Source organism: Stenotrophomonas sp. GW821-FHT01H02A, assembly GCF_059422145.1.
Genome location: NZ_JBWKWI010000013.1, coordinates 44,201 through 62,721 on the forward strand (window position 1 = coordinate 44,201; position 18,521 = coordinate 62,721).

The 18,521-nt window shown below is 67.1% G+C and carries 13 protein-coding genes; 3 read left to right on the forward strand and 10 right to left on the reverse strand.

Annotated elements, in window-relative coordinates; translation table 11 throughout:
- Positions 1 to 47: 47 nt before the first annotated feature.
- Entirely contained in the window at positions 48 to 713 is a 666-nt protein-coding gene (locus tag AC07WC_RS16750) for a TetR/AcrR family transcriptional regulator (RefSeq protein ID WP_495211004.1), read from the reverse strand.
- A 121-nt stretch (positions 714 to 834) separates the two neighbouring features.
- Between AC07WC_RS16750 and AC07WC_RS16755 the strand changes: the two genes are divergently transcribed.
- Together AC07WC_RS16755 and AC07WC_RS16760 are read left to right on the forward strand one after the other, a co-directional pair.
- The gene (locus tag AC07WC_RS16755) at positions 835 to 1,968 is read left to right on the forward strand and encodes an efflux RND transporter periplasmic adaptor subunit (protein WP_495211005.1); all 1,134 of its coding nucleotides are present in this window, start codon (positions 835 to 837) and stop codon (positions 1,966 to 1,968) included.
- Between the two features lie 4 nt (positions 1,969 to 1,972).
- Positions 1,973 to 5,146 carry an efflux RND transporter permease subunit gene (locus AC07WC_RS16760; protein ID WP_495211006.1) on the forward strand — a complete coding sequence of 1,058 codons (3,174 nt, stop codon included), beginning with the start codon at positions 1,973 to 1,975 and terminating at the stop codon, positions 5,144 to 5,146.
- A 60-nt stretch (positions 5,147 to 5,206) separates the two neighbouring features.
- Here the strand turns inward: AC07WC_RS16760 and gdhA are convergent, their stop codons facing one another.
- The 9 genes from gdhA to ilvC all read right to left on the reverse strand — a co-directional run bounded on the left by gdhA (position 5,207) and on the right by ilvC (position 15,592).
- Complete coding sequence (gene gdhA, locus AC07WC_RS16765; RefSeq protein ID WP_495211007.1) at positions 5,207 to 6,550, reverse strand: NADP-specific glutamate dehydrogenase; 1,344 nt, start codon at positions 6,548 to 6,550, stop codon at positions 5,207 to 5,209.
- 110 nt (positions 6,551 to 6,660) lie between these two features.
- Positions 6,661 to 7,722 carry a 3-isopropylmalate dehydrogenase gene (gene leuB / locus AC07WC_RS16770; protein ID WP_495211008.1) on the reverse strand — a complete coding sequence of 354 codons (1,062 nt, stop codon included), beginning with the start codon at positions 7,720 to 7,722 and terminating at the stop codon, positions 6,661 to 6,663.
- Entirely contained in the window at positions 7,712 to 8,290 is a 579-nt protein-coding gene (leuD, locus tag AC07WC_RS16775) for a 3-isopropylmalate dehydratase small subunit (RefSeq protein ID WP_495211009.1), read from the reverse strand. The genes leuB and leuD overlap by 11 nt, the downstream gene beginning before the upstream one ends.
- Positions 8,290 to 9,711: a 3-isopropylmalate dehydratase large subunit gene (gene leuC, locus AC07WC_RS16780; RefSeq protein ID WP_495211010.1), complete on the reverse strand. Its 1,422-nt coding sequence runs from the start codon at positions 9,709 to 9,711 to the stop codon at positions 8,290 to 8,292. Before leuC ends, leuD begins: the two co-directional genes overlap by 1 nt.
- Before the next feature lie 40 nt (positions 9,712 to 9,751).
- A complete protein-coding gene (locus AC07WC_RS16785; RefSeq protein WP_495211011.1) occupies positions 9,752 to 11,299 on the reverse strand; it encodes a 2-isopropylmalate synthase in 1,548 nt (515 codons plus the stop codon).
- Positions 11,300 to 11,301: 2 nt separating this feature from the next.
- Positions 11,302 to 12,399, reverse strand: coding sequence for a threonine dehydratase (locus AC07WC_RS16790; protein WP_495211018.1), 1,098 nt, complete (start codon positions 12,397 to 12,399; stop codon positions 11,302 to 11,304).
- A 207-nt stretch (positions 12,400 to 12,606) separates the two neighbouring features.
- The gene (locus AC07WC_RS16795; protein WP_019183810.1) at positions 12,607 to 12,861 is read right to left on the reverse strand and encodes an ACT domain-containing protein; all 255 of its coding nucleotides are present in this window, start codon (positions 12,859 to 12,861) and stop codon (positions 12,607 to 12,609) included.
- Positions 12,845 to 14,578 (reverse strand): acetolactate synthase 2 catalytic subunit, encoded by a 1,734-nt coding sequence (ilvG, locus tag AC07WC_RS16800; protein ID WP_495211012.1) that lies wholly within the window; start codon positions 14,576 to 14,578, stop codon positions 12,845 to 12,847. The genes AC07WC_RS16795 and ilvG overlap by 17 nt, the downstream gene beginning before the upstream one ends.
- A gap of 39 nt (positions 14,579 to 14,617) precedes the next feature.
- The gene (ilvC, locus tag AC07WC_RS16805) at positions 14,618 to 15,592 is read right to left on the reverse strand and encodes a ketol-acid reductoisomerase (RefSeq protein WP_495211013.1); all 975 of its coding nucleotides are present in this window, start codon (positions 15,590 to 15,592) and stop codon (positions 14,618 to 14,620) included.
- 673 nt (positions 15,593 to 16,265) lie between these two features.
- On the opposite strand from ilvC, the gene ggt reads away from it, so the two are divergent.
- Positions 16,266 to 17,984, forward strand: a complete 1,719-nt coding sequence (gene ggt, locus AC07WC_RS16810) for a gamma-glutamyltransferase (protein ID WP_495211014.1) — start codon at positions 16,266 to 16,268, stop codon at positions 17,982 to 17,984.
- Positions 17,985 to 18,521: the final 537 nt, after the last annotated feature.

Consider the following 18,521-nt stretch of genomic DNA (forward strand, 5'->3'; position numbering starts at 1 on the left):
CCGGGGTCGCAGTGCCGGAAGTCACCGCGACCTCCGGTCCATTCAGTTTAGTGCCGCCGGGCATACGCCCGCAGGAAAAAGTCGACGCTGGCGCTCACGTGAGCGTTGGCATCGCACTCGGCCGGGGCCGGCCGCAACCCGCACATCATATGCGTATGCAGCTCGCCCTTGATCAAGGTCAGGAACTGGATCGCGGCGGTCGGGAAGTCGGTCATCTCCAGCTCGCCGCGGGCCGTGCGGGCACGCAGGAAGTCGGCCAACGCATCGGTGGTCCGCTGCGGGCCGGCCAGCCAGAACACTTCGCGGATCCGGTCATCGGTATCCGGCGACATCATCACCCGTTGCACGGCCACCGCCGCATCGGAGGTGATCAGGGTGAAGAAGGCATGGCCGATGCCCAACAGCTGGTCGCGCAGCGGGCCTTCAACGTCGGTGACGAACAGCTCGTCGGGCAGCATCTCGACGCATTTGGACTGCACTGCTTCGGTGAACAGGGTCTCTTTGTCGCCGAAATGGCTGTAAACGGTCAGCTTCGAGACGCCTGCCTGGGCAGCGATGCTGTCCATGCTCACGCCGTTGTAGCCTTGGTCCACGAACAGTGATTTGGCCGCTTCCAGGATGGCCGCGCGCTTGCCCAGATCCTTCGGGCGCCCCGGTCCGGCGGCCTTGGCGGCCGGCTTGGAAGGCGATTTTGAGGGGGTCGGATCAGTCATCCAATCAATACTAGACCAATCGGTTCGATATTTATACTATACCGGTTGGTTCAATATTGAAGCGGCTGGAACAGAGCGTTTCCAGCGGTGTTTCCCGGCTTACTTTCAGGTCCAGGACCTCATGAAAAACATGCGATGGATGGGTGGTGGGTTGCTGGCACTGGCGCTGGCAGCATGTGGCAAGCAGGACGCCGAGCCGGACGCGCCGATTCCGGTGCTGGTGGTCCATCCCGGCACCGTGGCCGGCCAGGAAGTGGCCGCCTATCCCGGTGAGATCCGGGCCCGCGAGGAAAGCCCGCTGTCCTTCCGCGTCGGCGGGAACATGATCAAGCGCCATGTCGATGCCGGCCAGCGCGTGCGCAAGGGCCAGCTGCTGGCCGAACTGGATGCCGCCGACTACGCCTCCCAGGCCAGCGCCTCGCAGGCGCAGCTGGCCGCTGCCGAAGCCGATCTGATCCGTGCCCGGGATGACCAGAAGCGCTACGCCACGCTGGCCGGGCAGCAGCTGGTCAGCCAATCCGCGCTGGACAGCCAGACCGCTGCCTTCAAGGCCGCGCAGGGGCAGGCCAATGCGGCCCGCGCCAATCTGGCCGTGGCCCGCAACCAGGCCGAATACGCGCAGTTGCGGGCGCCGGCCGATGGCGTGGTCGCCAGCCGCCAGGCCGAGGCCGGGCAGGTGGTCAGTGCCGGGCAGACCGTGTTCACTCTGGCCGCCGATGGTGGCCGCGAGGTCGTGATCGCGCTGCCGGAAAGCAACATCCGTGATTACCAGGTCGGTCAGCCAGTGCAGGTGGAGCTGTGGAACCGCCCGGGCCAGCTGCTGGCGGGCACGATCCGTGAGATCGCCCCGGCCGCCGATGCACAGGCGCGTACCTATGCGACCCGCGTCAGCCTGGCACCGGAAGCGTTGACCGAAGTGGAACTGGGCCAGAGCGCGCGCGTGTTCGCCGCGGCCGGCCGCCAGGGAACGCTGCAGTTGCCGCTGGCCGCGGTGCAGCGCGGTACCGATGGGCGCAGCAGCGTGTGGGTGGTCGATCCGGCCAAGCGCACGTTGAAGGCCACGCCGGTGACGGTCGGTGCCTATGCCGCCGAGTCCGTGCCGGTGCTGACCGGCGTGAACGCAAACGATTGGGTGGTTGCCGCCGGCGGCCACCTGTTGCGCGAGGGCCAACCGGTGACGGCCGTGGATCGCCAGAACCGCCCGGTGCTCGGTACGACGCCGACCACGCCGGCGCCCGCCGCCAAGGGAGACTGAGCGCGTGCGCCGCTTCAATCTTTCCGAATGGGCGCTGAGCAATCGCCCGCTGGTCCTGTTCGCGATGATCGCCTTTGCGGTCATCGGCGCGTGGTCCTACAAACACCTCGGCCAGTCCGAGGATCCACCGTTCACCTTCAAAGCCATGGTCGTGCGCACGATCTGGCCGGGCGCCACGGCCGAGCAGGTCTCGCGGCAGGTGACCGAGCCGATCGAGAAAGCGCTGATGAACACCGGCGAGTACGAGTTCATCCGCTCCTACTCGCGGCCGGGCGAATCGCAGGTCATCTTCATGGCGCGCGACAGCCTGCGCTCCAAGCAGATTCCCGATCTCTGGTACCAGGTGCGCAAGCGCGTGGGCGATATCCGCTCGACGCTGCCGCAGGAGATCGTCGGTCCGTTCTACAACGATGAGTTCGGCGACACCTTCGGCAACATCTATGCGCTGACCGGTGACGGCTTCGATTACGCCGTCATGCGTGACTATGCCGACCGCATCCAGCTGGAACTGCAGCGCGTGCCCGACGTCGGCAAGATCGACCTGGTCGGCCTGCAGGACGAGAAGGTGTGGATCGAGCTGTCCAACACCAAGCTGGCCACGCTGGGCGTATCGCTGCAGCAGGTGCAGCAGGCGCTGGCCGACCAGAACGCGGTTACCGGCACCAGCTTCTTCGAGACCCCGAGCGACCGCGTGCAGCTGCGCGTGACCGGTCAGTTCGACACCATCGAGGACATCCGCAGGTTCCCGATCCAGGCCGGGGAGCGCACCCTGCACCTGGGCGACATCGCCGAGGTGAAACGTGGTTTTGCCGATCCGGCCTCGCCCAAGATGCGCTTCATGGGCCAGGACGCGATCGGCCTGGCGGTGGCGATGAAGGACGGCGGCGACATCCTCAAGCTCGGCGCCACCCTGGATGCCGAGTTCGAGCGCCTGCAGAAGAGCCTGCCGGCCGGCATGCAACTGCGCAAAGTTTCCGACCAGCCGCACGCGGTGGAAGAATCGGTCGGCGAGTTCGTGCAGGTGCTGACCGAAGCAGTGGTGATCGTCCTGCTGGTGAGCTTCTTCTCGCTCGGCCTGCGCACTGGCCTGGTGGTCGGCGTGACCATCCCGCTGGTGCTGGCGATGACGTTCTTCGTCATGCATTACTTCGGCATCGGCCTGCACAAGATCTCGCTCGGCGCGCTGGTGCTGGCACTGGGCCTGCTGGTCGACGATGCGATCATCGCGGTGGAGATGATGGCCACCAAGATGGAGCAGGGCTACGACCGCCTGCGCGCAGCCAGCTTCGCCTGGGAATCGACTGCGTTCCCGATGTTGACCGGTACGCTGATCACCGCCGCCGGCTTCCTGCCGATCGCCACGGCTGCCTCCAGCACCGGCGAGTACACCCGCTCGCTGTTCCAGGTGGTGACCATCGCCCTGGTGGTGTCGTGGATCGCCGCGGTGCTGTTCATCCCGTACCTGGGCGACAAGATGCTGCCGGACCTGTTCAATCCGCAGCTGCCCAAGCCGACCAGCCTGGCCGGGCGCTGGCGCGCCAGGCGCCTGCAGTGGGCCGACCGCCATCCTGCGTTCGCGCGCTGGCTCGCCCCGAAGGAACACGCGCACGACCACGATCCGTACCAGCGTCCGTTCTACGTGCGCTTCCGCGGCTTCCTGGATGCCTGCCTGCGCCATCGCTGGTGGGTGATCGCAGCGACCGTGGCGCTGTTCGTGCTGTCACTGTTGATGTTCCGCTTCGTGCCGCAGCAGTTCTTCCCGGATTCGACCCGTCCCGAACTGATGGTGGACATCGAACTGGCCGAAGGTGCATCGCTGGCCGCCACCCAGGCGCAGGCGAGCAAGCTGGAGAAACTGCTCGAGGCGCGCGAGGGCATCAGCAACTACGTGGCCTACGTGGGCACCGGCTCGCCGCGTTTCTATCTGCCACTGGACCAGCAGCTGCCGGCCACCAACTTCTCGCAGTTCGTGGTGCTTACCGAGAACATCCAGGCCCGTGAAGCGATCCGCGACTGGATGCTCAAGGACGTCATCAAGCAGTTCCCGGACGTACAGATGCGCGTGACCCGCCTGGAGAACGGCCCACCGGTCGGTTACCCGGTGCAGTTCCGCGTCTCCGGCGAGCACATCGCCCAGGTGCAGGCGCTGGCCCGCCAGGTGGAGGCCAAGGTGCGCGCCAACCCGCACACCGTGAACGTCAACCTGGACTGGAGCGAGCCGAGCAAGGTGGTGCGGCTGGTGATCGACCAGGACCGTGCACGCGCGCTGGGCGTGAGCAGTGCGCAGGTCAGCCAGTTCCTGGGCAGCTCGCTGTCGGGCATGCGCGTAAGCACCTATCGTGAGGGCAACCGCCAGATCGAGATGCTGCTGCGCGGGCCGGACAACGAGCGCGCCCAGCTGGGCCTGCTCGGCAGCCTGGCGATCCCGACCAGCAGCGGCACCTCGGTGACGCTGTCGCAGGTCGCCCGCCTGGAGTATGCGTTCGAGGACGGCATCATCTGGCACCGCAACCGCCTGCCGACCGTGACCGTGCGTGCCGACATCGGCGATGGCATGCAGCCGCTGGACGTGGTCCAGCAGATCCTGCCGAGCCTGGATGACGTGCGTGCGCAGCTGCCGGCTGGTTACCTGCTGGAAACCGGCGGCACCATCGAGGATTCGGCACGCGGCCAGGATTCGATCAAGGCCGGCATGCCGCTGTTCCTGATCGTGGTGGCCACGTTGCTGATGCTGCAGCTGCGCAGCTTCTCGCGTGCGGCGATGGTGCTGGTCACCGCGCCGCTGGGCATCATCGGCGCGACCCTGTTCCTGCTGCTGTTCCGCGCACCGTTCGGCTTCGTGGCGCTGCTGGGCACGATCGCGCTGGCCGGCATGATCATGCGCAACTCGGTGATCCTGATCGACCAGATCCAGCAGGACATCGACGCCGGGCACGACCGCTGGCACGCGATCATCGATGCCACCGTGCGCCGCTTCCGTCCGATCGTGCTGACCGCGCTGGCGGCGGTGCTGGCGATGATCCCGCTGTCGCGCAGTGCGTTCTACGGCTCGATGGCGATCTCGATCATGGGCGGCCTGATCGTCGGCACCGTGCTGACCCTGGTATTCCTGCCCGCACTGTATGCGGCGTGGTTCCGGGTCAAGCCGGATGAGGCCGGCGCTGACACGTCGCACTGACCGCCACGGCAGGTGACATCCAAAGGCGCCGCGGATGCGGCGCCTTTTTCTTGATCAGCGTCAGTAAACGCCTTGCGCCAGCATTGCATCGGCCACTTTGACGAAGCCGGCGATGTTGGCGCCATCCACGTAGTTCACGCTGCCATCGGCGCGATTGCCATGGCGCACGCAATTGGCGTGGATGTCCTTCATGATTCCGTGCAGGCGCTCGTCGACATCGGCATGATGCCAGGACAGGCGCTGCGCGTTCTGGCTCATTTCCAGCCCCGAGGTGGCCACGCCGCCGGCATTGCTGGCCTTGCCCGGTGCGTACAGGGTGCCCGCCTTGAGGAAGACGTCCACCGCCTCCAGCGTGGCGGGCATGTTGGCGCCTTCGGCCACGCACAGCACCCCGTTGTCGACCAGGGCGCGGGCGTCGTCTTCGTCCAGCTCGTTCTGGGTGGCGCAGGGCAGGGCGATCTCGGCCGGGATGTGCCAGGGGCGCCTGCCGTCCAGGTACTCGAAGCGTTTGTCGTCGGCCAGTTCGGACAGGCAACCACGGCGCTCGTTGCGCAGGTCCAGCACCTCCTGCAGCGCCTCCTCATCGAAGCCCTCGCGGGCGTACAGCGTCCCGCCCGAATCAGAGAGGGTGAGTACTTTCGCGCCGAGCTCGATGGCTTTGATCGCCGCATGCTGGGCCACGTTGCCGGCGCCGGAAATCAGCACCTTCGCGCCATCGGTGTCGCGGCGGGCATGGTGCAGCATCTGCTCGACGAAGTAGACCGTGCCGAAGCCGGTGGCTTCCGGACGCATCAGGCTGCCGCCGTAGGACAGGCCCTTGCCGGTGAACACGCAGGCGGCATTGTTGGTGAGTTTCTTCATCATGCCGGCCATGTAGCCGACCTCGCGCGCGCCCACGCCGATATCGCCCGCGGGCACGTCGGTGTCGGCACCGAGGTGGCGATGGAGCTCCAGCATCAAGGCCTGGCAGAAGCGCATCACTTCGGTGTCGCTGCGGCCCTTGGGATTGAAGTCCGAGCCGCCCTTGCCACCGCCCATCGGCAGGGTGGTGAGCGCGTTCTTCAGGGTCTGCTCGAACGCGAGGAACTTCAGGATCGACTGATTGACCGACGGGTGGAAGCGCATGCCGCCCTTGAACGGGCCGATCGCCGAACTGTGCTGCACCCGCCAGCCGCGATTCACATGGGTCCTGCCGGCATCATCGGCCCAGGCCACGCGGAACTGGATCACCCGCTCGGGCTCCACCAGCCGCTCCAGCAGGCCGTGTTCCAGGTAACGGGGATGTCGCTCCAGGAAGGGCCACAGGCTCTGGATCACTTCTTTGACGGCCTGCAGGAACCCCGGCTGATGCGGATCCCGCTGGGCCACGTGGTTGAGGAAGTCGTCTGAGGAACGATGATTCAATGGCTTTCCTTGTTGGGGGCCGGCCGCTGGCAGCGACGTGACCGACGGGACAGGGAGGCCGTGCGGGATGTAGAAACAGGAACGCGGCCCTCAGGCCGCGTCCTTTGCGATCATTGCAGCTTGGCAAGGACCGCGTCGGTCGCTGCGGCGGTACTCACCGCGAAACCTTTGGCTGCCAGGTCGGCGGTGAACACGCCGTCATCCAGCACGGCATACACCGCTGCCTCGACCGTAGCAGCCTCCTCGTCCAGCCCCAGTGAATGCCGCAGCAGCATCGCGGCGCTGAAGATCGTGGCGTACGGATTGGCGATGCCCTTGCCGGCGATGTCCGGTGCCGAGCCGTGGATCGGCTCGTAGATGCCGACCGCACCGGGCTCGCCCAGCGAGGCCGAGGGCAGCAGGCCGAGCGAGCCGGCCAGCATCGAGGCTTCGTCGGTGAGGATGTCGCCGAACATGTTTTCAGTCACGATCACGTCGTACTCGCGCGGCTTGGCCAGCAGATGCATGGCCATCGAATCGACCAGCTGGTGTTCCAGCGCGACCTCCGGGAATTCTTCGCGTCCGATCCGCGCGGCGACGTCGCGCCACAGGCGCGAGGTCTCCAGTACGTTGGCCTTGTCCACCGAGGTGACCTTGCCGCGGCGGGTCTGCGCCAGCCGGAACGCGCTTCGCATCACGCGTTCGATCTCGCCCACGCTGTAGCTGCACAGGTCGCTGGCGGTATCCGCGGTGCGGGTCTTCTCACCGAAGTAGATGCCACCGGTCAGTTCGCGCACGACGACGAAGTCCACACCCTCCAGCAGCTCGGCCTTGATCGGCGAAGCGCCGAGCGCCGCTGCATGCGTGCGCACCGGGCGCAGGTTGGCGTACAGCCCCAGCGCCTTGCGGATCGCCAGCAGGCCCTGTTCCGGGCGGACCTTGGCGTTGGGATCGGACCACTTCGGGCCACCGACCGCACCGAGTAGGATGGCGTCCGCCTTGCGGCAGGCCTCCAGTGTGGTGGCCGGCAGCGGCTCGCCGTGGCGATCGATGGCGATGCCACCGATATCGTGTTCCTGGAAACCGAAGGTGTGGCCGAAACGGGTGGCGACGGCCTCCAGCACCGCCACGGCGGCAGCGGCGACTTCCGGACCGATGCCGTCACCCGGCAATACGACAATCTCAGCGTGCATGTTCACTCTCGTAACGTTCAATGTCAGGGGTACGGCCCAACAGATACCCCAGTTGGTCCACGCCTTCCAGCAGACAGGTCTGCGAGAAGCCGTCCAACGGGAAGGCATACACGCGCCCGTCGGGCGTGCGCAGCTCGCGCGCGGCCACATCGATGGTCAGCGCGTCATCCGGGCGCTGCATCAGCGTCTGCACATCGGCTTCGTCCAGCACGATCGGCAGCAGGCCGTTCTTCAGCGCATTGCCGCGGAAGATGTCGGCGATCTCGCTGCTGACGATGGCGCGCAGGCCCAGGTCGGTCAGTGCCCACGGCGCATGCTCGCGTGAGGAACCGCAACCAAAGTTGCGGCCGGCCAGCAGGATGCTGCGGCCTGCGTTGTGCGGCTGGTTGAAGGCGAACGCCGGGTTCGGCACGCCCTCGCTCTGCCAGCGCCAATCGTTGAAGGCATGCTTGCCCAGGCCGACGCGTTCGGTGGTGGACAGAAAGCGCGCGGGGATGATCTGGTCGGTATCGATGTTGGTCTCGCGCAGCACCACGCTGGTCGAGGTCAGGGTACGGAAGCCGCTCATCAGGCCACCTCCAGCGTGGCATACAGTTCACGTGGGTCGGCGACGCGGCCGTTGACCGCGGCCCAGGCGGCCGTCATCGGCGAGGCCAGCAGGGTGCGCGAGCCGGGACCCTGGCGGCCCTCGAAATTGCGGTTGCTGGTGCTGACCGCCAGTTGCCCCGGTGCGACCAGGTCACCGTTCATGGCGATGCACATCGAACACCCGGGCTCGCGCCATTCGGCACCGGCCGCACGCACGATCACATCGATGCCTTCGGCTTCGGCCTGGCGCTTGACGATTTCCGAGCCAGGCACCACCAGCATGCGCACGCTCGGGGCGACGCGGCGGCCCTGCAGCACCCGTGCCACGTCGCGCATGTCGCTCAAGCGGCCGTTGGTGCAGGAGCCGACGAAGACCACGTCCACCGGCGTGCCGGCCAGGGTCTGCCCGGCGTGGAAGTGCATGTAGTCCAGGCCCTTCTGCGCGGCAGCGTCGTTGGCCGCCGGAATCGGCTGGTCCACCGCGATGGCGGTGCCGGGGTGGGTACCCCAGGTCAGGGTCGGGCGGATGTCGGCGGCATCGATGTGGACCTCGACATCGAAACGCGCACCGGGATCGCTGCGCAGCTGCGACCACGCGCTGACCGCGGCATCGAACGCGGCGCCCTTGGGGCCACGCGGGGTGGCGGCCACCCAGTCGAAGGTAATCTGGTCGGGGGCGACCATGCCGGCGCGCGCCCCGGCTTCGATCGACATGTTGCACAACGTCATGCGCTGCTCCATGTCCATCGCGTCGATCGCGCTGCCACGGAACTCCAGCACATGGCCGGTGCCGCCGTTGACGCCGATCACGCCGATGATGTGCAGCACCACGTCCTTGGCACCGACGCCCTGCGCCAGCACGCCGTCGACGGTGATCGCCATCGTCCTGGCTTTGCGCTGCAGCAGGCACTGGGTGGCCAGCACATGGCCGACCTCGCTGGTGCCGATGCCGAAGGCCAGCGCGCCGAACGCCCCATGCGTGGAGGTGTGGCTGTCGCCGCAGACGATGGTCATGCCCGGCTGGGTGAAGCCCTGCTCCGGCGCGATCACGTGCACGATGCCGCGGCTGGCCGACTGCAGGTCGAACAGCTCGATCCCATGCTCGGCGCAGTTGGCGGCCAGCATGGCCACCTGCGCCTCGGAGGCGGCGCTGGCATACGGCAGCTTGCCGTCGGCAGCGGCCGGCAGGGTGGGGGTGGAGTGATCCATCGTCGCCTTGGTCCGGTCCGAGCGGCGGGGTGAGAGGCCGCGCTCGCGCAGTTCGGTGAACGCCTGCGGCGAGGTCACTTCGTGGATCAGGTGCAGATCGATGTACAACACGGCGGGCGCGCTGTCGGTTTCGGGCACGACGACGTGGGCATCCCACAGTTTGTCGTACAGGGTGCGGGGAGCTGGGGTCATGGACTGGCCTTGCTGCGGTTCGGGGTACGTCATGGGGTGCTCAGGCCGCGGCGGTCGCCGTGGGCTGCTCGGTCGTTGCGTTGCGCTGGCGCAGCAGCCGGTTGGCCACCTCCAGCCAGGCCAGCGCAGAGGCCTCGATGATGTCGCGGCTGGTGCCGGTGCCCTCGTACTCCACGCCCTCGTGGCGCACGCTCAGGTTGGCTTCGCCGCGCGCATCGGCGCCGATGCCCACACTGTGCACGTGGTAGCTGTCCAGCATCAACTGCACGCCGGTGGCGGCCGACAGCGCGCCGAACAAGGCGTCCACCGGGCCATCGCCCTGCGCCGTCTCGGCAACCCGGTTGCCCTCCGGATCGGACAGCTCGACCAGCGCATTGGCGCGGCTGCCGACATCGCTGATCGTCATCGACGCCAGCCGGTAGCCATTCTGGGTGGCGCTGCCCTGCATCAGGGTCTGCAGGTCGGCATCGGTGACCACGCGCTGCTGCTCGCACAGCGCCTTGAACTGCTCGAACACCAGCTTCAGCTCTTCCTCCTCCAGCCAGAAGCCCAGCGCACGCAGGCGCTGATCGACCGCGGCGCGGCCGCTGTGGCGACCCAGCACCATCTGCGAGGACTCCCAGCCCACGTCTTCCGGGCGCATGATTTCGTAGGTGCCGCGGTGGCGCAGCATGCCGTGCTGGTGGATGCCCGATTCGTGTGCGAACGCGTTGGCACCGACGATCGCCTTGTTGCGCTGGACCGGCATGCCGACCAGGCGCTGCAGCAGCTGCGAGGTGGCGACGATGCGCGGGGTGTTGATGCGCGTGTCTTCCTCGTAGAACGCGTTGCGCACCTTCAACACCATCGCGATCTCTTCCAGCGAGCAGTTGCCCGCGCGCTCGCCGATGCCGTTGATGGTGCACTCGACCTGGCGCGCGCCGCCTTCGATGGCGGCCAGCGAGTTGGCCACGGCCAGGCCCAGATCGTTGTGGCAGTGCGCGCTGAAGATGATGCGGTCGCTGTCGGGCACGCCGGCGATCACGCGCTGGAACATGCCGCGGATCTCTTCCGGCGTGGTGAAGCCCACGGTGTCGGGCAGGTTGATGGTGGTAGCGCCGGCGGCCACGGCGACGCGGGCGACCTCGATCAGGAAGTCTTCCTCGGTGCGGGTGGCATCTTCGGCCGAGAACTCCACGTCGTCCACGTAGCCGCGGGCCAGGCTGACGTGGTTGTGCACCGACTCCAGTACCTGCTCGCGGCTCATCCGCAGCTTGTGCTCGCGATGCAGCGGGCTGGTCGACAGGAACAGGTGCAGGCGTGGTCTGGCGGCCACCTCCAGGGCCTTGGCCGAGGTCTCGATGTCGGTGGCCAGGCAGCGCGACAGCACCGCCAGGGTGGTCTGGCGCAGTTCACGGCCGATCAGCGTCATCGCTTCGCGGTCGGACTGCGAGCTGGCCGGGAACCCGGTCTCGATGATGTCCACGCCCAACTCGGCCAGGGCACGGGCCATCACCAGTTTCTGCGGCGGCGTCATGCTGCAGCCGGGCGATTGCTCGCCATCGCGCAGGGTGGTGTCGAAAATTCTGATGTGGGGGGAGTTGGGCATGGTCACCAGGAGGTCTCCTCGACGGCAAGGTCGGATGGGATGGCAGAGGTAGGAATCGAAACGGAGATCGGGGGTGTCGCGAGCACGGTCGGTAGGGGCGGGCGTGTTCGCTCGCTGGCGCGGCGGCGCGGTTTGCGCGGGGGGCGGGGACGGATGTCGGCCAGCAGCTGGGCCAGGACCAGTGCATCGATGTTGCCGCCGGAGACCACCGCGCACTTGCGCTTGCCGGCCACGCGGCGGCCGGCAGCCAGTGCCAGCGCGCCGGCGCCTTCGGCGATGACGTGTTCTTCCAGCGCCAGCCGCACCAGGGTCTCGCGCAGCTCGGCTTCGCGCACGATGACGACATCGTCCAGCAGCGCGCCGCACAGCTTGCGGGTCAGGAAACCGGGGATCTTCACTTTGACGCCGTCGGCCAGCGTGGCGACCGGGGCGATCTCACGCACGTCGCCGCGGATCGCACGGGCCATCGAATCGACGCCCTCGACCTGCGCGCCGACGATGCGCACCCCCTGCGACTTCAGCGCCAGCGCGACGCCGGAGGCCAGGCCGCCGCCGCCGATCGGCACGATCACCACATCCGGCGCATGCGGGGCCAGCTCGATGCCCAGCGTGCCCTGGCCGGCGATCACGTCGGGATCGTCGAAGGCGGACAGGAAGCGATAGCCGTGCTGGTCAGCCAGGGCGCGGGCGAAGGCATAGGCCTCGTCGTAGCTCTCGCCGTGCTGGCGTACGGTGGCGCCCCAATGGGCGACACCGGCGATCTTGGTGGCGGGTGCACCGTGCGGCATCACCGTGATCGCCGGGATGTTCAGGCGGTAGGCGGCCCAGGCCACGCCCTGGGCGTGGTTGCCGGCCGAGGCGCAGATGACGGGGCGGTCATCGCCGCGTTCGCGGCCGGCCAGCAGCGCGTTCAATGCACCGCGCACCTTGTACGAGCCGGTGCGCTGCAGGTTCTCCAGCTTCAGCCACACGCCGAAGCGCTCGGCGTAATGCAGCGGCGTGGGCGGCAGGAAGCGGCGCAGCCGCGCCTGCGCGGCCAGCACATCGGCGACGCTTACGTCGCCTACCTCCGGTTCCTGCGGGGTGCGGCTAGCGGGCATCGTGCACCCGGCCACGGTGATCGTCGCCATGCGGTACGCGCTGCGACGGCGCGCCGTGGTGCGACGTCGTGCATCCTGCACGCGCACCACTTGCACATCCCTGTGCTGCGCGGTGCGACGCCATGCATCCTGCACGCGCACCACTTGCACATCCCTGTGCTGCGAGAAGAGACCTCCGTACCGGCACCGATGCAGCGGTGCGGGCGTTCATGCGGAGACTCCGGGTTCCAGCGCGCTGATGCGCACGGAAACACAGTCGTAGATCTTCTCGATCTGGCGGCGCAGCGTTTCCGGTGGACGGGTGCTGTCCACCACCAGCTGCAGGTGCCAGCGGCCATCGTCGGCGGCATTGGGCGCGCCGGCGATCGCGCGCGGCGCGAAGCCGCGGCGTTCGGCCATGCCGATCACGCGCAGCAGCGCGCCTTCGGCCGGGGTCAGCACCAGGTCAAGCCGGTATTGCATTGGGGAACTCCTGGGACTGATGGGCAGGGTTGCTTTCCAGCATCGTGCTGTTGGCGTTGTTGGGCGGCACCAGCGGCCACACGTTGGCACGCGCATCGATGGCCACATGCAGCAACGCTGGGCCGGGCTGGGCCAGCATCGCGGCCAGGCCACCTTCGACATCATCACGCGCTTCGATGCGCGTAGCCGGAATGCCAAACACCTGGGCCAGTGCGGCGAAGTCCGGGTTGTCGGACAGATCGATCTCGCTGTAGCGCTCGGCGAAGAACAGCTCCTGCCACTGGCGGACCATGCCCAGCGAACTGTTGTCCAGCAGCACGATCTTCACCGGCAGGCGGCAGCGGGCGATGGTGACCAGCTCCTGCACATTCATCATGAAACTGCCATCGCCGGAGACCAGCACGACGGTGCGGTCGGGGCAGGCGAACTGCGCGCCCATCGCCGCCGGCAGGCCGAAGCCCATGGTGCCCAGCGCGCCACTGGTCAGGTGGTTGCGCGGGTGGTTGAAGCGGCAATGCTGGGCGACCCACATCTGGTGCTGGCCGACATCGCAGGCGATGATCGCGTCGCTCGGCGCCAGTTCGCTCAGGCGCTTCAGCAGCGCCGGCGCATAGATGTGCTTGCCCGGTGCGTCGTAGCGCGGCGCGAAGCGTTCGCGATGGCCTTCGCAGCGTTTGCGCCAGGCGTCCTGTACGGCCGGCACCGAGGCCGCTGCGGTCAGCGCACGCAGCGCGGTACCGACGTTGCCCGGCACCGCGATGTCGGCGGTGCGCAGCTTGGAGATCTCGTAGGCATCGGCGTCGATGTGGACGACACGGGCAAAGGGCGCGAACTCGTTCAATTTACCGGTCGCGCGGTCATCGAAACGCGCGCCGACCACCACCAGCAGATCGCTTTCCTGCACGGCCATGTTGGCCGCGCGGGTGCCGTGCATGCCCAGCATGCCCAGGTAGTGCGGATGCTGCGGCGGCAGCGCACCCAGGCCGCGCAGGGTCAGCACGGTCGGAATACGGGTGGCCTCGACGAAGGCACGGAAATCCTCCACCGCATCGCCCAGCGCCACGCCACCCCCGGCATAGATCACCGGCTTCTCGGCCTCGGCGATCGCGGCGATGGTCTGCGCGATGGCCTCGTCCTGCGGGGCAGGCGGTGCGACCACGATGGCCGGCACGTGGTCGGGCAGGTGCGACGCATCGGCCACCTGCACGTCCTTGGGCAGATCGATAAGCACCGGGCCGGGGCGACCCTCGCGGGCGATCCGGAAGGCATCGGCGACGACCTGCGGCAGGTCTTCCACGCGGCGCACCAGCCAGCTGTGCTTGACGATCGGCAGGGTCAGCCCGAACACGTCCAGTTCCTGGAACGCGTCGGTGCCAAGCAGCGGGGTGGCGACCTGGCCGGTGATGCAGACCATCGGCACCGAATCCAGCATCGCATCGGCGATGCCGGTGACCAGGTTGGAGGCGCCCGGGCCGGAGGTGGCGACGCAGACGCCGACCCGGCCACTGGCACGGGCAAAACCGTTGGCGGCCAGGGCCGCGCCCTGTTCGTGGCGGACCAGGATGTGCTTCAGCCCGGAATCCACCAGGGCGTCGTAGAACGGCATGATGGTGCCGCCCGGATAGCCGAACAGCGTGTGCACGCCCTCGGCTTCCAGGGCCTGCGTCAACCAGCGTGCGCCGTTGCGGGGCGCGGTGCTGTGTGCGGAGGTGTTCATGCGGTGACCTTTACGAAAGCGGGTGGGGGAGCCGCGCGTTTACGCGGCTTGACTTTGCAACCAGACCATCTTGGCGCGCAGTTCCTTGCCTACCTTTTCGATCGGGTGCTCCAGGTCGGCCTGCTTGAACCTGGTGTAGTTCGGCAGGCCCGCTTCGTACTCGGCCACCCAGTTCTTGGTGAAGGTACCGTTCTGGATGTCGGTCAGCACGTCCTTCATGCGCGCCTTGGTACCGGCATCGATGACGCGCGGGCCGCTGACGTAGTCGCCGTACTGCGCGGTCTCGGAGATGAATTCCAGCATGCGGGTGATGCCGCCTTCGTAGAACAGATCCACGATCAGCTTCAGTTCGTGCAGCACTTCGTAATAGGCGATTTCCGGCTGATAGCCGGCTTCGACCAGGGTCTCGAACCCGGCCTGGACCAGGGCCGAGGCGCCGCCGCACAGCACGGCCTGTTCGCCGAACAGATCGGTCTCGGTTTCTTCCTTGAAGGTGGTCTGGATCAGGTTGGCGCGCGCGCCGCCCAGGCCGCCGGCGTAGGCCAGCGCGAATTCGGCCGCCCTGCCGCTCTTGTCCTGGTAGACGGCCCAGATGCACGGCACGCCGCGACCGATCTCGTACTCACGACGGACCAGTGCGCCCGGGCCCTTCGGCGCGACCAGCACCACGTCCAGATCCTCGCGCGGGGTGATCATGTCGAAATGCACGTTCAGGCCATGCGCGAACAACAGCACCGCGCCCTGTTTCATGTTCGGCGCAAGTACGTCTTCGTAGAGTTTCTTCTGCACCATGTCCGGGGTCAGCACCGCGACCAGATCGGCATCCTTCACTGCCTCGGCCGGCGCCTTGACGGTGAAGCCGTCGGCCTGGGCCTTGACCTCGGTCGGACCGCCCGGGCGCAGCCCGACGACGACATCGAAACCGGATTCACGCAGATTCAGCGCGTGCGCGCGGCCCTGGCTGCCGTAGCCGACAACAGCGATCTTGATCTGGGGCAGGTCGTTGGTGCTCATGGGGGAGGTCCTTTGGAGGCAAGAAAAAAGAGGGCCGACGGTCAGCGACGCGTCGGCCCATCAGGGGAAGGGAAGGCGCCGGCCTGGCCGCGACCACACGCGGACGCACCCGCCGTGGGGGCGGTGGGCGTCGGCTGGCTCGAGGTGGGCTGGCGGGTCATGGTGGAAGGCAACTCGGAGGGGAGGTGGAAATCGGAGGGGAGGTGGAAATCGGAGGGTTCTGAAACGAAAAAACCCGCACCTGGTCGGGTGCGGGTTTTGATGGATACCTGGCAGTCTTGCTTACACGCCGGTCCGTCCCGCACCTGTTGGTTGGGTAATAAGTACGAGGACGAGAAGCGAATGGATGGAGGCCGCGCCGTGGTCGGCGTGCTCGATGGATTCGCGGGTGGCTGTGCGCTGCAACATGAGATCGAGAAAACCACACGGGTTTTGGCGGTGTCAACCCTGGAAACAGAATTTCCATCGGTTTCGCCTGCATCCACCGCAAGGCCCCGCCGCACAAGGATGGTTGCGGCTGAAAGCGTTCCGGTGAACCGGAATTCAGCATTTTGGCGTGCCGGATTGCGCGGATCGGGGACCGGTTTCATCTTCGTGCATGACCATTGTGGGATGTCATCGGAGGGCATCTGCCGCCACCATCGGATGGCTACCACCCATCAGGAACCACCCCGTGTCGCCACGCCTTGCCCGCGGCCTGCTCGCCGCCGCCCTCCTGTGTACGCTGCCCGCCGCAGCGATCGCCGCCGACCGGATCACCGGCCACCCCTTTGCCACCCGTTCGGAGGTGATCGCCCCGCATGCGATGGCCGCTACCTCCCAGCCGCTGGCCACCCAGATCGCGCTGGACGTGATGAAGTCCGGCGGCTCGGCCGTGGATGCCGCGATCGCCGCCAACGCCGCGCTTGGCCTGATGGAGCCGACCGGCAACGGGGTCGGCGGTGATCTGTTCGCCATCGTGTGGGACCCCAGGACGCAGAAGCTGTATGGCTACAACGGCTCGGGGCGCTCGCCGAAGTCGCTGTCCCTTGCCGAGTTCCAGCGCCGCGGCCTGAAGGAAATCCCGGCCACGGGCCCGTTGCCGGTCTCGGTACCCGGTGCGGTGGACGGCTGGTTCGCCCTGCACGAGCGCTTCGGCCGCAAGCCGATGGCCGACAACCTTGCCCCGGCGATCCGTTACGCCCGTGAAGGTCATCCGGTCGCCGAGGTCATTGCCTACTACTGGGATCGTTCGGTGCCGCGGCTGTCCAAGTACCCGGGCTTCACCGAGCAGTTCACGATCGACGGACATGCCCCGCGCAAGGGCGAGATGTGGAAGAACCCGAATCTGGCCCACACCCTGGAGCAGATCGCCCAGGGCGGTCGCGATGCCTTCTACAAGGGCGACATCGCCCGCACCATCGGCACCTACTTCAAGGCCAACGGCGGCTACCTGAGCTATGACGACATGGCCAGCCACCACGGCGAGTGGGTCGAGCCGGTGAGCAGCAACTACCGTGGCTACGACGTATGGGAACTGCCCCCGAACAGCCAGGGCATCGCCGCGCTGCAGATCCTGAACGTGCTGGAAGGCTACGATTTTTCCAAGATTGCCTTTGGCTCGCCTGAACACGTGCACCTGTTCGTGGAAGCCAAGAAACTGGCCTTCGCCGACCGCGCGCGCTTCTACACCGACCCGGCGTTCCATCCGGCCCCGGTCGACCGGCTGATCTCCAAGGGCTACGCCGCCGAGCGCCGCAAGCTGATCTCGATGGACAAGGCGTTGCGCGAAGTGCAGCCGGGCACGCCCAGGCAACTGCAGGAAGGCGACACGATCTACATGACCGTGGCCGATGCCGACGGGATGATGGTCTCGCTGATCCAGTCCAACTACCGCGGCATGGGCAGCGGCATGGCGCCCCCGGGCCTGGGCTTCATCCTGCAGGACCGTGGCGAGATGTTCGTGCTGCAGAAGGATCATCCCAACGGCTATGCACCGGGCAAGCGTCCGTTCCAGACCATCATCCCGGGTTTCGTCACCAAGGACGGCAAGCCGTGGATGAGTTTCGGGGTGATGGGCGGTGCGATGCAGCCGCAGGGCCATGCGCAGATCGTGATGAACATGGTCGATTTCGGGATGAACCTGCAGGAAGCCGGCGATGCGCCGCGCATCCAGCATGAGGGTTCGACCGAGCCGACCGGGCAGGCGACGGCGATGAGCGATGGCGGCGAGGTGAATCTGGAAACGGGCTTCCCGTACGAGACGGTGCGTGCGCTGATGCGCAAGGGCCATCGTGTTGTGTTTGCGGATGGTCCGTACGGTGGGTATCAGGCGATCCTGCGTGATCCGGAGACCGGGGTGTATTACGGGGCGTCGGAAAGCCGCAAGGATGGGCAGGCCGCGGGGTACTGATTCTCTCGTGCTCCGTAGTGCCGACCGTTGGTCGGCAGAAGCGCAGAGCACAGCAGAGCGTAGAGCAGGACGCTCTAGGGGGACGGGTAGTGGGCCGGCCTGGGTGGGTTTGCGGGACACGCCGTGAATCCGTCCATGGAGGCTCATGTCGCCGCATCCATGCGGCTCATGGTCCCGCCAACCCACCCAGGCCGACCCACCCACAGTGGGTCGGTGCGCATGACAAAAGCGCACACGGCTGAAGCGGTAGAGCCACGCCATGCGCGGCTCCTTTTATCCAGCGATGGCGCGATGCATCAGGTACACACCGCGGCGTCGCGCGTTGCTCCGGCTGCCTGAACAATCCGAAGCACAATGCGCGGAGCGTCGGCGGTGTCGCAACCTACTGCGCTGCTGGCGTCGGAACCACACTCAAAATGTGAGTGGGGCGTGGTGCGCCAAGCGTTGCTCAGGGCTCTCCCAAAACCACCTTGAAACTGTGAGTGGGACGGGGCGGGTGGGTTGTCGGGACCATGAGCGCCATGGATGGCGCGACAT

Excerpts from the sequence above, each read along its gene's own strand:
- AC07WC_RS16750 (WP_495211004.1), bottom strand. The coding sequence starts at position 713 with ATGACTGATCCGACCCCCTCAAAATCGCCTTCCAAGCCGGCCGCCAAG.
- AC07WC_RS16755 (WP_495211005.1), top strand. The coding sequence starts at position 835 with ATGAAAAACATGCGATGGATGGGTGGTGGGTTGCTGGCACTGGCGCTG.
- leuB (WP_495211008.1), bottom strand. The coding sequence starts at position 7,722 with ATGCACGCTGAGATTGTCGTATTGCCGGGTGACGGCATCGGTCCGGAA.
- leuD (WP_495211009.1), bottom strand. The coding sequence starts at position 8,290 with ATGAGCGGCTTCCGTACCCTGACCTCGACCAGCGTGGTGCTGCGCGAG.
- leuC (WP_495211010.1), bottom strand. The coding sequence starts at position 9,711 with ATGACCCCAGCTCCCCGCACCCTGTACGACAAACTGTGGGATGCCCAC.
- AC07WC_RS16785 (WP_495211011.1), bottom strand. The coding sequence starts at position 11,299 with ATGCCCAACTCCCCCCACATCAGAATTTTCGACACCACCCTGCGCGAT.
- AC07WC_RS16790 (WP_495211018.1), bottom strand. The coding sequence starts at position 12,399 with ATGCCCGCTAGCCGCACCCCGCAGGAACCGGAGGTAGGCGACGTAAGC.
- AC07WC_RS16795 (WP_019183810.1), bottom strand. The coding sequence starts at position 12,861 with ATGCAATACCGGCTTGACCTGGTGCTGACCCCGGCCGAAGGCGCGCTG.
- ilvG (WP_495211012.1), bottom strand. The coding sequence starts at position 14,578 with ATGAACACCTCCGCACACAGCACCGCGCCCCGCAACGGCGCACGCTGG.
- ilvC (WP_495211013.1), bottom strand. The coding sequence starts at position 15,592 with ATGAGCACCAACGACCTGCCCCAGATCAAGATCGCTGTTGTCGGCTAC.